A 13892-nucleotide genomic window follows, 5' to 3' on the forward strand; every position below is an offset into this window, starting at 1 on the left:
CAGCACATTATTGCGGCTCACGCTTGAATTTATCGGTACTGGCCGCATATCAGATTTATAAAGGTCGTCGGTTGGCGACCAACGCAATAAGCAACCTGACCCAGCTAAGAATGGAGACCTACCATGGCGTTCGAATTACCGGCCCTGCCTTACGAAAAAGATGCTCTGCAGCCACACATCTCTCAGGAGACTCTGGAGTTCCATTACGGCAAGCACCACAACACCTACGTTCAGAAACTGAACGGTCTGATCGAAGGCACTGAATTCGCCGACAAGTCTCTGGAAGAGATCGTAAAAACCTCTTCTGGCGGCGTATTCAACAATGCGGCACAAATCTGGAACCACACCTTCTACTGGCACAGCCTGAGCCCGAACGGTGGTGGTGAGCCAACGGGCGCTATTGCCGACGCCATCAACGCAGCATTTGGTTCGTTCGCTGACTTCCAAGCCAAGTTCAACGACATGGCTGTGAATAACTTCGGCTCTAGCTGGACTTGGTTGGTGAAAAAAGCCGACGGCACTCTGGACATCGTTAACACTTCTAACGCTGCCACGCCGCTGACGGAAGAAGGCCTGACGCCACTGCTGACCGTTGATCTGTGGGAACACGCCTACTACATCGACTACCGCAACGTTCGCCCTGACTACCTGAAAGGTTTCTGGGCACTGGTTAACTGGGAATTTGCTAACCAGAACCTGGCTGCTTAATCTAGCCGCGTTGCAAAGCCGGGCTCTGCCCGGCTTTTTTGTGTCTGCTCGTTGGAATCACTGATGAAACTACTGCTCGCCTCCAGCTCACCGTATCGCCAGCAATTGCTCAACCAGCTGCGCATTGAATTCGATTGCGCCAGTCCAGACATTGACGAAACACCGCTCGCCGGCGAAACACCGCACGACTACGTAAAACGCCTAGCGGAAAACAAAGCCGCCGCACTGGCCACAGACTATCCGCACCACTGGATTATTGGCAGCGACCAAACCTGCGTATTAAACGGCACCATCTGCGGCAAACCCGGCAGCGCAGACAAAGCCGAAGCACAACTGATGGCGGCCAGCGGGCAACGCGTTGAGTTTTTAACCGGCCTGTGCCTGCGCGCACCGGACGGCCAACATTGGTCCTTGGTGGAGCCTTTTGCAGTGCAATTTAGGCCACTGACGCAGGCACTAGTAAAGCGTTATGTAGAACTGGAACAGCCGCTCAATTGCGCCGGAAGCTTTAAGGTAGAAGGGTTGGGAATCAGCTTGTTCGAAGCTCTGGACGGGCGGGACTTTAACAGCCTGATTGGCTTGCCGCTGATTGGCCTGCGCGAACTGTTGGCACAAGCCGGCGTGGAAATGTTACAGCTGGCGCACTGAGCGCCAACTGCAACCTGGCGAGCTTATCGCTGCAGCGGGTAGCCTTCAAACAGGTTTTGCATGCCCGCGTCGATGCCCTCTTCGGCGAGTTCATCCGACAACGTAAACTCCCAAATACCCTCAAACTTGTTGCGTGTCAGCTCGGCACTCTTGCCTTGTGACAACACAATGGTCGGGCGCAGGAACACCATCAGATTGCTCTTCACATGCTCAACCTTGGTGGAGCGGAACAACCAGCCCAAGATTGGGATATCCCCCAGCAGCGGCACCTTGCTCTCGAACTCACGCACGTCGTCGCGAATCAAACCGCCCAAAACGATGGTCTCTTCGTTTTCCGACAGGATCATGGTTTTGATCGAGCGCTTGTTGGTAATCAGGTCCGCACTGCCTTCCACACTGGTAGACGACACCGACTCTTGGGTGACTTCCACTTCCAGGCGCACATCGTCGCCTTCGTGAATGTGTGGTTTTACTTTCAGGGTGATACCGACATCTTCACGCGAGATAGTGGTGTACGGGTTGGCGTTGTCGCTGCCGGTGGTGGAACCGGTGCGGAACGGCACATTTTGACCGACGATGATTTCTGCTTCCTGGTTGTCCAGCGTCATGATGCTAGGCGTCGACAGCAAGTTGGTATTGGTTTCACTTTCCAGTGCCTGAATGATGACACCAAAATCAAATTCACCGTTGACCTCACTGAAGCCACCCAGATTAAGACCGTTGGCCAATGCACTGGCTGGGTTACTGCCCGCCACTGCTGAGGCAATACTGCCAATGGATGGACCTGCGGTGTCGAAGTTGGTACCCGCCACCGGCGCATCCAGATTGCCCGTTGCCCACTGCACGCCCAGCGCGTCTTTGACATCGCCGGTCACTTCGACGATGGCCGATTCAATCAGTACCTGAGCACGACGCACATCCAGAGACGTGACCAACTCTTCGATTTCTTTCATTAACGAAGGCTCTGCACGCACCACCAGTGCGTTCAGTTCTTCATCGGCGTGAATGCCCGCTTTGCCTTTGGCCTGGTTTTCGCCCTCGGCAGCCGGCGCATCGGCCAACAAGCCCTTTAACAACTCGGCCAGTTTTTTCGCATCGGCGTAACGCAAACGCAGCACCTTAGCGCTGCCAGAAAAGTACGATGGCTGATCCAGCTCTTCGATTAATTGACGGATGCGCTCACGCGCACTTTTTTCGCCTTTAATGATCAAGCGGTTGCTGCGCTCATCGGCCACCACACGAATGCTGCCAGCGGTGTTGCCCGGTGTATTGGTATTGCCCTGGCTGACCTTGGCTGGGTCCAAGCTTTGCAGCATGGTCACCACGTTACCAACCCAGGCCTCTTTTAACTGAATCACTTCCAGCTCTTCACTACCGGATTTATCCAGACGCTGAATGATTTGCTCGATACGGCGAATGTTGGTGGCGTGATCAGAAATGATCAGCGAGTTGGCCGACTTCACTCCAGCCAGATGACCGTACTTGGCCACCAGCGGGCGCAAAATCGGCACCAAATCCAACGCCGGTGTGTTTTTGATGGTGATGACCTTGGTCAGCATTTCCTGGCTTTGGCCCGGAATCGACTCGGTCATGTCGCGACCTTGCTGCTTGATCTCGTTTTGCTGCACGACCAGCGTCACATCACCGGCGGGTACGGCAGCAAAGCCATGCACTTGCAGCACCGACAGGAACAGCTCATAAACGGCTTGCTCGTCCATGGGCTCACTGCTGAGCACATTGACCTTGCCTTTCACCCGCGGGTCAACCACAAAGCTTTTACCCGTAATGTCGGCCACCTGGCTGATAAAGGCGCTGATGTCCGCCTCTTTCAGGTTGATCTGCCAGCTATCCTGCGCCTGGGCGGTGGCCATCATCAGTGCCAGCGCTCCCGCCATTAACCATTGCTTCAACACGCTGTGTTCCTTTAATTCAAACTGTGATTGACCGTAAATCTTTGATTGCCGCGCTGCACTTCAATGCGTGCCTGCCCGGAGTCTCGTACTTGCTGCAGCACCATCTGATCGGCACTGGCATCACCCAGCCGCTGCCCATTGACCGACAACACAATGTCGCCCGGACGCAAGTTCAAGGCACTGAGCATGGAACCGGATTGCACCTGATACCCCTGCCCTGGCCCATTGCTGCGCAAGCCCAACTCGCGAATCGCTCCCTGGGGGTCTTGCGCCGCAGCGTCTGTGGTCATTTCCAAAAAGTCAGAGGGTGAGCGCACCTCGCGGAAGCGGTCGCGCAGCGATACTGAGCGCGACGGCGGTGGCGTCACGGCTCGTGCACTGACGCCGCGGCGGCTGTGTTCTTCAAACTTGAGGGTTTCGAGCTTGCCGTTGGTGTCCAAGATAACGCGTTCTTTGTATACCGCAGCCAGTTGCGTACGCCCCTGAATGCGATCGCCAACGCGATAAAACTCACCGGCACCGTTTTTCGGCGCAATAATAGCGCCCGAGCCTTGATCCTGACTGGCCACGGTGACACCGAGCAACTCCAAGCGCAGCTTGGTGTCTGGCGCATCGACGGTTTGCTGCACCGGCGTAACCGGCTCGGCGCCAGCTTCGCCAAAAAAGTGATAGTCGGCGGTACCCGCCACCTGGCCACTGGAACCTTGATCGGCGGTGCCTTGCGCCGGAGCTGGCAGCACCACTGGCTGTGGAGCCACCAACATCCAAGCGACGTCGGCCAATTGCACAGCAATAGCCAGGGTAAATGTGATTTTGCCAAGTCGCAGTAGCCAACGTTGCCAGCCTGGCTGGCCAGCGCCGTCCGTGGTGACTGCTGCTGTGGATTGCATCATGTAAAACTTCCGTTACTGCTGATGGACCGTGTTATGCACAGTCAAAGGCGCTCAAGGTTATAGAATCTTTTCAGACACTTCAAAAATTACCGTATCGGCTTCTGCCTGGGCTGGCCATTGCTGCCCCAAGACATCGAGCAGTCGGCGACGAATCCGCGTGCCACCCCAGCCGTCTGGCTGCAAATACAGCTGCCCTAGCGCGTCCCCGTCGGTAGTGGTTAACGCCATGGTGATGTTGTCATTGTCACGCTGAAGCTGGCCGATCAACATCGGCAACTCAGCGTTAATCGGCTTGCCGTCCACCGGGAATGACACCGCGCCGCCGCTGAACACTAAGCGTCCGCTGGCATCCAACAAGCGCGGCTGAGTCAGATCCAGCTGTGCGCTAAACCCACTGAGCTCAAACTCACCGTCCAGCGAGGCACGGCCACGGCGTAACAGTGGTTGCAGCAAACTGGCGTCCATAAAGGCAGTGACCTCTTGCAGTTGCAACTGCTGATCACTGCCCATTTGCAGCTGCCCTTGCATCCGCGCATTGCCGGCGTCAAGCTGCACTGCCGATGCTAATTGACCAGTCAACAGCGCCAAAGGTTGCAATTGCCAAGCACCATTGACACTGCCCAAGGTGCGGTCCGTCAGTTGCAGCTGACCGTCCCATAGCGTGCCTGTGACACTGTTAACTTGCACCGGCATCGGCCCAAGCTGTGGTTTCAAATACGGCCACACAAAATGCAAAGGAGTTTGAAGGGTGGCAACGATCAGGAATGTGAACAGCCCCAGAATCCAATACCAGCGGGCTGTCCATAGTGCGTGCAACATGGTGTTATGTCTGTCCGTATCCGTAAACGACGGTCATTCTACTCAACCGGGCGGCCGAGTGTAACGGCGTCATGTGACAGCTTTGTAAAAAATGCTCACCGGTTATCACCCCGAGGCTCAAAAGCTGACCCGAAAGGGCTCAGAGATCAGTGCCTGCTGACCGCCACGCTCGGACAACACCACACGATATTGACCGCCGCTCATGGGCGAATACCAACGCAGCTGATAGCGTGCCATGCCCGCCTCTTCATCGTCTAACAGGCGTACTTCTAAGTCGTAGCCATCATCTGAGACAGGCACTCGATGATTCCACAACGGTTGCCAAGCGCCATCGCGTTTCACCTCGACGTGCGCCAGCGGGCGGTGAAAGTCGATATGAGAGGGGCCGACGTCCAACCACTCCCAAGCCAGGTAGTCTTCAACATGCTCCTGCTCGGCCATCTGCGCTTGCGCTTGCTGCAACCAGCGGCGCTGGCCAGAAAACGCCTGTTCAGCGGGTAAAAAACGATTGCTGTGCAGCTGATAACGCCATTCGGCACGCGGCTGATAAATATTGCCCTCGCGGCGCAGATCCGCCGACAAACGCTGCAATTGCGCCTGCAAATAAGGCACGGTATTGCGGCCATATAAGGTGTGCCCGCCCTCATAGTTCTGGCGCTGATATTCTTCTGGCGTGGTGGCATAGCCGAAATAGCCATTGCTGGTGCTGGTGATCCAGGCATGCTGGAGCGGTTTATCGGCACTGCGCCACTCATCAACCACGGCCTCAGTAATGCGCCGCCCGGCCTCAACCGTCACTTCAAAGGGCAACGGTACAATGGCGGTGTCGTTAATGCGCAGCAGCTGAAACAGTACAATGTGGGGAAAGCTGTCTTTCGGTTCAACCAACGGCTGAATAAAAGAAAACCCCAGATGGCGTTTATTGCCCTGACAGCCGTCCGTCAGCCACCAGCGCCGTGACATCAGGTTGCCACCTTTCAAAAACGGTATCGCCGCCAGCCAAGGCGTGCGGCGCTCATAGGCACCCGCCGCAACAGGGTTACCCACAGCAGCATCCTGGCACAGCTCGATATCGCCAATACGATTGTGCTCACGAATGTTAATTTCGCGCGCAGCACTGGCCAGCTGCACCTCGTCCGTTAACTGCTCCTCCAGTGATTCAAACAACTCAATTGCCTGCTGCCCCAAACGTTGCCCCAACGCCCGTGCTTGGCGCCAATCGAGGTGATGATGGCCAAAGGTATTGTCACCACGATCTGGCAAGGCTGGAGCCATATCTCCTTGGGTGCCCGTGGTCATGGCGTGCACCACAGGCCAGGGTGTCTGATGGCGCTCAGCAATCAACCATTCCAAATCCTTCTGCGCATAAGCAAACAGATCGGCGTTGTAGACTTCCACCGGAACGGACAAAGTCGTGGCGTGCACTGAAAAGCTCGAGAAAGCCGCTAACGGGCGGTAGATACCAGTGTCATCCTGAACATCAATACGCACCATGTTCAGATCTGGATTGACCGCCTTAAACTTGGCCTCAGGATCTTCCACATCAATACCGCTGATATTGTCATTGCGCACATAGGCTTGCAGTGAGCGGTTGCGATTGATACCGAACACCTGTTTGACGCCCGTTGCCACCTTCGCTGGTCGCTGTTCAGCATGGGCCTGCAAAATACCTTGGCTAATGCGTTGCGTGACAAACGCCAAGAAGTCGGGCTCCAACCATTGGCCGCTGGACATGTGCTTGTTGTAAAAATCATTGTGGAAGAAGTTCACCGGCGCCGAATGACTGTGTGAGCCAGTGATGACGATATCGCCTGGCCGTAGCCCGGTGGCTGCTGCGACGCTGGCCGCTACCTGGTGATGCACCAGTAACGAGCCCGCTGCCAAATCGGTTTGCACCAGCGCCAGCGACTGACCGCGGCCATCGTTCAAATACACCACCCTCGCCTTCAGGCGCGTGCGAAAACCCTGGCCGCGATTCGCCATCACCGAATAGCCGCCCATCGGCATGCCTGGTGGCGGGGTGATATCGATACTGACCGCCGCCGCCGTGGCCATACCCGTCGGCGCTAACGCAGTACTCTGTGGTTGTGGGATATGAACTTCGTGGCTGGCCGCGCAGCCGGTTAACCAAATGAGCGCCAGCAGCCACAGCACTCGCCGCCCAGGCGAGTAGGTTCCTTGAAGGGAGAGCATAGTGAGATACCAAAGTTGTCATTATTGTTTTGCACATTAGTACCACATTGATAGGAAAAGATCACAGAGTCATCTCAGCCAATTGTATGAAGCCCGTTGCCACGGTGAATTCCTACCGCTGACGCTTTAGCACTAAAAATTCATAACTCAATAAAAGGAAAAACTATGATTGATATAAAAAAATCGCCTTAGGAGAAAACGTCGAATTCCACGCTGCTCGACTAATCTTGCAGATATAAATGTGAGCAAAAGTGAATCGACCATGTCTTTAAACAGCCTGTTGCTGAAGACGATTTTGCAAATTGTCGCCGGTGTTACCGTCATATTGGTGGTCTTGGGTGTCTTTAATTATTCGCAAACGGAGAAGCGACTAACGGCCGAAGTGGTCACAGATGCCAACAACGTGGTGAAGCGTTTACAAGGCAGCTTGCCCCTTCCCATCTGGAACTTTGACCAAGACACAGTGGTTAAAAATATCGAAGCCGAACTGGAAGCAGACTTCGTCAACCGCATCACTGTGATCGTCAATGGCGATGTGTTTACAACCCGGGCCAAAAATGCCAATAACGAAATCATCGAAAGCCAAACCAGCGGTCTTACCGATGCACTGGAGCTGAGTGAGCCACTGACCTACAGCGCCGACGGCGACGAAAGCGAAGTGGGTAAGCTGATCATCGCTGTGAATAACGACCGTGTCACTGCTGCGTTGGATGCATCACTGCAGATAGAGGTGTTTCGCGTCGTTTTGCTGGCGGTTATTTCCTCTGTTCTGATTACCCTGATCATTCGCGGTTCGGTGATTTCACCATTGGAGAAGATCCGCGCCGCTATTCATGACATTGCCGAGGGCGATGGCGACTTAACCAAACGCTTAAGCGAATCTGGCTCTATCGAGCTGTCGAAAGTGGCTAAAGAATTTAACGTGTTCGTTGCCAAGTTGGCTGATTTGATTTTCGATATTGGCGAAACCGGTGCGGCAATGGCGTCAAAATCGCAAGAGAGCCAAGGATATGTGGAAGACATTCGTGGCGAGCTGCAAAGTCAACGCTCTGAAATCGACCTGGTGGTGTCCGCCAGCACCGAGCTATCCAGCAGCACCGATATGGTGGCACAAAACGCCAGACAAGCAGCCGATGCCGCCGTCAATGCCAATCAGAACGCTCAGCATAGCCATACCATCGTCAACACCGCCGTCGACAGCATTAACGCCCTGTCGACAGAAATTGGCCAAATTTCCGATGTGATCCAAAACTTGGTGAAAGAAGGCGAAAACATTGGTGCCGTCAGTGATGTGATCCAGGGGATTGCCGAGCAAACCAACTTGCTGGCCCTGAATGCCGCGATCGAAGCAGCGCGTGCCGGCGAACAAGGCCGCGGTTTTGCGGTGGTGGCGGATGAAGTGCGCACCCTGGCGCAACGCACCCAGCAGTCGACGGAAGAAATTAATCAAATGATTGAGCGCCTTCAGAAATCCACTGAAGAGGCGGGCGTTGCCATCCAAAAAGGCACTGAAAACGCACAAACCAGCGTGCAAAAGATTACCCGCGCCGGCGAGGCCATCAGCGAAGTGGCCGTCAATATGGATGAAATCAACACCATGAATTCACAAATTTCACAAGCAGCCTCAGAGCAGAGCAGTGTGATTACCGAGTTGAACCAAAACATCGTCAACATTTCCCACAACGCCGACAGTACCGAGCAATTAGCCAACCAGACCGCCGGAGTGAGCTCTGGAACGATGGAACACGCACTCGAGCTGCAAGAGAAAATGCAGCGCTTTAAAACTTCATAATCCTGCTAGAACCTGCTAAGGAGTCGCTATGATTAAGCGTATTGCTTTATTTTTGACATTGACGTTAATGGCCAGCCTCAGCTGGGCCGATAAAACGGTCTATCTGACGTCGTTGGATTGGCCACCCTACTCTGGCAAAAGCTTGCCTGACCAAGGCGGCTCGATTGCAGTAGCCAAAGCGGCCTTCGAAGCTATGGGTTATTCATTGGTGGTTGATGTATTCCCTTGGAGCCGCGCGGTGGCTTTGGCAAAAGATGCCAACAGTAAATATGCCGGCTACGTGCCAGAGTATTACTCTGACGGTGTGGCCGAGGAGTTTATTTATTCTGACCCTATGGGCAAAAGCCCGGTTGGTTTTATTGAGCAAGCCGGTAAACCGATTAGCTGGAGCAGTCATGAGGACTTGAAAAACTTTTCCATTGGCGTGGTACAAGACTACGTTAATGAAGCCAAGTTTGACGGCATGGTCGCCGATGGCTCGCTGAAAGTTGAGCCGGTCATCAGCGATAAAAACAACATTATGAAAGTCATCAACGGCCGCTTGGATATGGCTGTTATTGATAAAAACGTGATGAATTACTTGTTTGCCAATGACAAAGCCCTGCAAGGAAAAGCCAGCAAAGCTAACTTCAACAGCAAGCTGTTGGACGATAAAGATTTATACATTTGCTTCAAGCGCACACCGCAAGGCGAGGAGCTGGTCAAAATCTTTAATGAAGGTCTTAAGAAGATTGATGTGAATAGTATTCTGGCATCACATATGTAATACCAGCTATCACACCAGTGTCATAAATAGCATTCAACAGGCCCGGTTTTCCGGGCCTGTTTTGTTTAACTCGGTTGGTGTGTCATTTCTATAAAAGCATATCGCTACCGGTGCTTATCTAGAGAGCCTCTCTCAAGACACTTCGATCAAAACACCTATCCCAGATACTCATCCCGAACACTTATCTCCAGGCAGCAGCTGAGCAGCACGAAGACTTCCTGTCACCAGCGCTTCTTTTTGTGACTTCGACAGTTGTTTGATTCGGTATTCCAGCTGTAGCGCTTGCAAGCGGCTAATGCCAGCGTGAGTAAACACCAACTGCAAAGGAGTGCGGCCACGCAACGCCTTAGCCGCCTTGCGCCCACCTTGCTGATGCTCCTGAAAGCGTCGTTCGACATCGGTGGTAATGCCACAGTAGAGCGCGCCTTGTGCGGTACGAATCAAGTAGACCGACCAATTGCTACACACACCTTGTCCTTGTTTCCGCCAATAAAAGTCGTATCGTAACTAACACACACCCAACGCAGAAAGGATCATGCATCAGGTTTTTCGTGACCCCATCAGCGGACTCACTCATTTGGCTGGCGCCATTTTTGCCATTGTGGCGTTGTGCATTATGTCGGTTCAGGCGGCACTGTATGGCAGCGTTTGGCATACGGTGTCGTTTGCCATTTTTGGCGCTTGCATGCTGATTATGTTCACCAGCAGCAGCGTGTATCACCTGGTGCATGGCAGCGATCATGTGATTACTTGGCTCAAACGGGTGGATCATATGGCGATTTATTTGATGATCGCTGGCTCCTACACCCCCATTTGTCTGATACCGCTCAACGGTGCTCTAGGCTGGGGGTTGCTGATATTTATCTGGAGCGTGGCACTGGCCGGCGTGATTTTAAAACTGGTGTGGTTGTCAGCCCCACGCTGGCTGTCCACCTTGCTGTACGTACTGATGGGCTGGTCGGTAGTGTTTGTTTTTCCGGCCCTAGAGCGCATTCCCAGCGATACTCTGACATGGCTGCTGTACGGCGGCATCAGTTATACTCTCGGCTCTCTGGTGTATGCCCTGCGCTGGCCCAACCCTTGGCCGCGCTGGTTTGGCTTTCATGAGATCTGGCATTTGTTTGTCATGGCCGGTGCTTTTTGCCATTTCTGGGCAGTGGCATTTTCGTTAACCGATGTGGTGGTCTGATGTCGACAACTATCATTACTGATCCGCTTTTCATTTCTCGCAGCGTACAAATTCCCTGGCGTGAAATCGAAATGCACGCCATTCGTGCCCAAGGCGCAGGCGGTCAAAACGTCAATAAAGTTTCCAGTGCCATCCATCTGCGTTTCGATATTCGTGCGTCGTCGCTACCACAGCTGTACAAAGACACCCTGTTGCAACAAAGCGATCAGCGCATCACCAGTGACGGTGTGGTGATCATCAAGGCACAGCAATACCGTACACAGGAACAAAACCGTGAAGACGCCCTGCGACGTTTGCAGCAGCTGTTGCGCAGCGCCACGGCGGTGCGCAAAAAGCGCATTGCTACCAAGCCGACACGTGCCTCACAGCAGCGCCGGGTGGATAAGAAAGTGAAACAAGGGCAGACCAAGCGCATGCGCGGCAAGGTCAATTACGACTGAGTTTACTTCTGACCGCGTGCCTTGCGCACATGATCGTAAGCGTCCTGAATTTGCTGAGTTTTCTCTTTCGCCAAGCGCAGCATTTCTTCAGGCAGTCCTTTGGCCACCAGCTTATCCGGGTGGTTCTGACTCATTAAGCGCCGGTAAGCCTGCTTCAGTGCAGCATCGTCGACGTCTTTGCTGACCCCCAAAATCTCATACGCTTTGTTCAAACTCTGGCCAGCTGAGCGTTGCCCGGACTGGCGCCCAGCCGATGACATAGCCGCACGCACGCGGCTATGTATCCACTCAAACTGAAACGCACTGACGCCCAACGCGCGACATAAACGATCAAAGAGTTTGCGCTCTGCCGCCGACAATTTGCCATCGGCGTAAGCCACACTCAGCTGGATTTCGAGAAACATCTGCGCCAGGCTGCTGTGCTGCGCAATGGCTTGCTTCAGAGCCTGCAAGTCATCACTCAAATCGAAGTCGGCTTGCTTGCCTTGATTAAAGCACTCGATGGCCGATTGACGCTGCGCCCCCTGCAACTGCATCTGGTCCATGACATGGGTCGCCGCCGCGATTTCTGCTTCGCTCACACGGCCATCGACTTTCGCCAACCGCCCCATGGTACGAAAAGTGGCCTGAAAGAAAATCAGCTGAATGCCACTGCGAGAGGTGCCGCCAGAACGTGGAGCAGGCGCTTCCAGCTGGCCATATAACGCGCGCCCTAACGCACGATCGAACAAGTGTCCGGCCACGCCGCCAATAAAGGCGCCGACCGGCCCACCCGTCAGCAGCCCAACGGCTGCTCCGGTCAGTTTGCCCGCCCAAATCATGACGACATCCTTGCTTGAACGAGGTGTTGGGCCTGCTGGCGCCGCTGCGGAGTGCCGACATCCAGCCAACCAGCCAAAAGACTGCCGCTGACACGATCAGCCTCGATGGCTTTTAGCAACACTGGCAACAGCGGCAGTGGGCCTGGTTGCATATCGGCAAACAAAGAAGGTGACAAAATACTAAGGCCAGTAAAGGTAAAACGCGGTTGCGAGCGAGCGATACGCCCCTGATAAAGGGCAAAGTCACCGTTTGGATGGTGGTCTGGGTTGTCGGTGAGCCACAAATGAGCCTGATCGTCGCCATTCAGCGGTGACAACTCTGGGTACCCCCTGGCCAGAAACACGTCGGCATTCACCACCAGAAACGGCTGATCACCCAACAGCGGCAGCGCGTGATGAATACCGCCTGCGGTCTCTAACGCTTTCGGCTCGTGGGAATAGGCAATGCTTACTCCCCAGCGCTGACCGTCGCCTAGGTAATCCATAATCTGCGACGCACGGTATGACACATTGATAACCACCTCGCGAATGTCCATGGCAGCCAGCGCTTCCAGATGATATTCAATCAGTGTTTTGCCCGCGATGGTCAGCAGCGGCTTTGGGGTGTCGTCCGTCAAGGTCCCCATGCGCGTGCCGCGCCCCGCCGCCAGAATCATAGCTTTCAAGCGCTTTCTCCCACCTCCTGCAACAACTCCGGCATCACACGCAATTGCAACCAGTCGTGGAACGGCTCAAATTCAGGGTATCGTGCACTGATATCCAGCAGGTATCGGCACGTATTCGGAATGTCTTTAAGATAACCCGACTTGCCGTCACGGATAGACAGGCGGGCAAAGATGCCAGCGGCCTTCAGGTGACGTTGCAGCCCCATCAAATCAAAGTCGCGGCGGAAATTGGACCAGTCGTTAAGATAGATACCGGCAGGTCGAGCGGCCTCCCAGTATTCACCGGCCAACTCCTCCACCCAGGCATCGGGCCAATGCAGATAACAATCTCGCAGCAGCGACACCAGATCGTAGGTCGGCGGCCCAGCCACAGCATCCTGAAAGTCCAAAATGCCCAAAGGGCCGTCTTCCAGCACCATCAGATTGCGCGAGTGATAGTCGCGGTGTACCGCCACTTGAGGTTGCTGCAGCGCCTGTTCGGCCAGCAACGCAAAGGTGCGCTGCAACATGGTTTTTTCATCAGCGTTTAAGGTGAGCTGTAAGTGTTGCTCGCACAGCCAATGAGGAAACAGCGCCATTTCGCGTTGCAGCATCTCGGCATCGTAGGCGCGCAAATCTTTGCTCGGCAGCTGCTGCAGTTGCAGCAGCTGTTCGATGGCCTTGTGATACCAGCCAGCCACCTGTTCCTGAGTCTGCGACGGCTGCGTCAGGGCATGCCATAGCCAAGTGTCGCCAAAGTCCTCCAACAGCATAAAGCCGCGCTCGGCATCAACGGCCAACGGCTGCGGCACCCGCACGCCTTGCGCGTACCATTGCTTGGCAATATGGACGAACAAACGACAATCTTCATACTCGGGCGGCGCATCCACCACGATCCAACTGCGCTGACGATAACGCAGGCGAAAGTAACGTCGAAAGCTGGCATCTCCAGCCACGCTTTCCAATTCAGCGATCACATTTACAGACGAATGCTGCTTCAATGCATCAGCAGCCCATTCTGCGACGGCAAGTTGTCGCGGATCCATGCTGGCCTCTCAGGTTCAGT

Annotated in this window: 14 protein-coding genes; 6 read left to right on the forward strand and 8 right to left on the reverse strand. The window is 54.4% G+C overall.

The genetic code is table 11. The features are described 5' to 3' along the window. Window positions 1-123 precede the first annotated feature (123 nt). Window positions 124-708 (forward strand): superoxide dismutase [Fe], encoded by a 585-nt coding sequence (sodB, locus tag CHH28_RS01260; protein WP_094058609.1) that lies wholly within the window; start codon window positions 124-126, stop codon window positions 706-708. Window positions 709-771: 63 nt separating this feature from the next. Beyond that, the gene (locus tag CHH28_RS01265; RefSeq protein WP_094058610.1) at window positions 772-1356 is read left to right on the forward strand and encodes a Maf family protein; all 585 of its coding nucleotides are present in this window, start codon (window positions 772-774) and stop codon (window positions 1354-1356) included. A gap of 23 nt (window positions 1357-1379) precedes the next feature. Here the strand turns inward: CHH28_RS01265 and gspD are convergent, their stop codons facing one another. The 4 genes from gspD to CHH28_RS01285 all read right to left on the reverse strand — a co-directional run bounded on the left by gspD (window position 1380) and on the right by CHH28_RS01285 (window position 7174). Further along, window positions 1380-3269, reverse strand: a complete 1890-nt coding sequence (gspD, locus tag CHH28_RS01270) for a type II secretion system secretin GspD (RefSeq protein ID WP_094058611.1) — start codon at window positions 3267-3269, stop codon at window positions 1380-1382. 11 nt (window positions 3270-3280) lie between these two features. Beyond that, complete coding sequence (locus tag CHH28_RS01275) at window positions 3281-4162, reverse strand: type II secretion system protein N (RefSeq protein ID WP_094058612.1); 882 nt, start codon at window positions 4160-4162, stop codon at window positions 3281-3283. Window positions 4163-4219: 57 nt separating this feature from the next. Then, window positions 4220-4981 (reverse strand): type II secretion system protein N, encoded by a 762-nt coding sequence (gene gspN, locus CHH28_RS01280; protein WP_094058613.1) that lies wholly within the window; start codon window positions 4979-4981, stop codon window positions 4220-4222. A 117-nt stretch (window positions 4982-5098) separates the two neighbouring features. Then, window positions 5099-7174: a neutral/alkaline non-lysosomal ceramidase N-terminal domain-containing protein gene (locus tag CHH28_RS01285; protein WP_094058614.1), complete on the reverse strand. Its 2076-nt coding sequence runs from the start codon at window positions 7172-7174 to the stop codon at window positions 5099-5101. 262 nt (window positions 7175-7436) lie between these two features. Here CHH28_RS01285 and CHH28_RS01290 point away from each other — a divergent pair, with 262 nt between their 5' ends. Together CHH28_RS01290 and CHH28_RS01295 are read left to right on the forward strand one after the other, a co-directional pair. Then, window positions 7437-8966: a methyl-accepting chemotaxis protein gene (locus tag CHH28_RS01290; protein WP_157729713.1), complete on the forward strand. Its 1530-nt coding sequence runs from the start codon at window positions 7437-7439 to the stop codon at window positions 8964-8966. Window positions 8967-8994: 28 nt separating this feature from the next. Further along, complete coding sequence (locus CHH28_RS01295) at window positions 8995-9732, forward strand: substrate-binding periplasmic protein (RefSeq protein WP_094058616.1); 738 nt, start codon at window positions 8995-8997, stop codon at window positions 9730-9732. Window positions 9733-9900: 168 nt separating this feature from the next. On the opposite strand, the gene CHH28_RS01300 is transcribed toward CHH28_RS01295, so the two are convergent. Continuing rightward, window positions 9901-10200 (reverse strand): GIY-YIG nuclease family protein, encoded by a 300-nt coding sequence (locus tag CHH28_RS01300; RefSeq protein ID WP_094058617.1) that lies wholly within the window; start codon window positions 10198-10200, stop codon window positions 9901-9903. Between the two features lie 67 nt (window positions 10201-10267). Between CHH28_RS01300 and trhA the strand changes: the two genes are divergently transcribed. Then, the gene (gene trhA, locus CHH28_RS01305; protein WP_094058618.1) at window positions 10268-10921 is read left to right on the forward strand and encodes a PAQR family membrane homeostasis protein TrhA; all 654 of its coding nucleotides are present in this window, start codon (window positions 10268-10270) and stop codon (window positions 10919-10921) included. Beyond that, window positions 10921-11361, forward strand: coding sequence for an alternative ribosome rescue aminoacyl-tRNA hydrolase ArfB (gene arfB / locus CHH28_RS01310; RefSeq protein WP_094058619.1), 441 nt, complete (start codon window positions 10921-10923; stop codon window positions 11359-11361). Before trhA ends, arfB begins: the two co-directional genes overlap by 1 nt. Window positions 11362-11363: 2 nt before the next feature. On the opposite strand, the gene djlA is transcribed toward arfB, so the two are convergent. Genes djlA through CHH28_RS01325 form a run of 3 tightly spaced genes read right to left on the reverse strand, consistent with a single transcriptional unit; the run spans window position 11364 to window position 13872 of the window. Further along, a complete protein-coding gene (djlA, locus tag CHH28_RS01315) occupies window positions 11364-12182 on the reverse strand; it encodes a co-chaperone DjlA (RefSeq protein ID WP_094058620.1) in 819 nt (272 codons plus the stop codon). Beyond that, window positions 12179-12838: an N-acetylmuramate alpha-1-phosphate uridylyltransferase MurU gene (murU, locus tag CHH28_RS01320; protein ID WP_332881239.1), complete on the reverse strand. Its 660-nt coding sequence runs from the start codon at window positions 12836-12838 to the stop codon at window positions 12179-12181. Before murU ends, djlA begins: the two co-directional genes overlap by 4 nt. A 5-nt stretch (window positions 12839-12843) precedes the next feature. Further along, window positions 12844-13872: an aminoglycoside phosphotransferase family protein gene (locus tag CHH28_RS01325; protein WP_094058622.1), complete on the reverse strand. Its 1029-nt coding sequence runs from the start codon at window positions 13870-13872 to the stop codon at window positions 12844-12846. Window positions 13873-13892: the final 20 nt, after the last annotated feature.

Source organism: Bacterioplanes sanyensis (genome assembly GCF_002237535.1).
GTDB lineage: Bacteria > Pseudomonadota > Gammaproteobacteria > Pseudomonadales > Oceanobacteraceae > Bacterioplanes > Bacterioplanes sanyensis_A.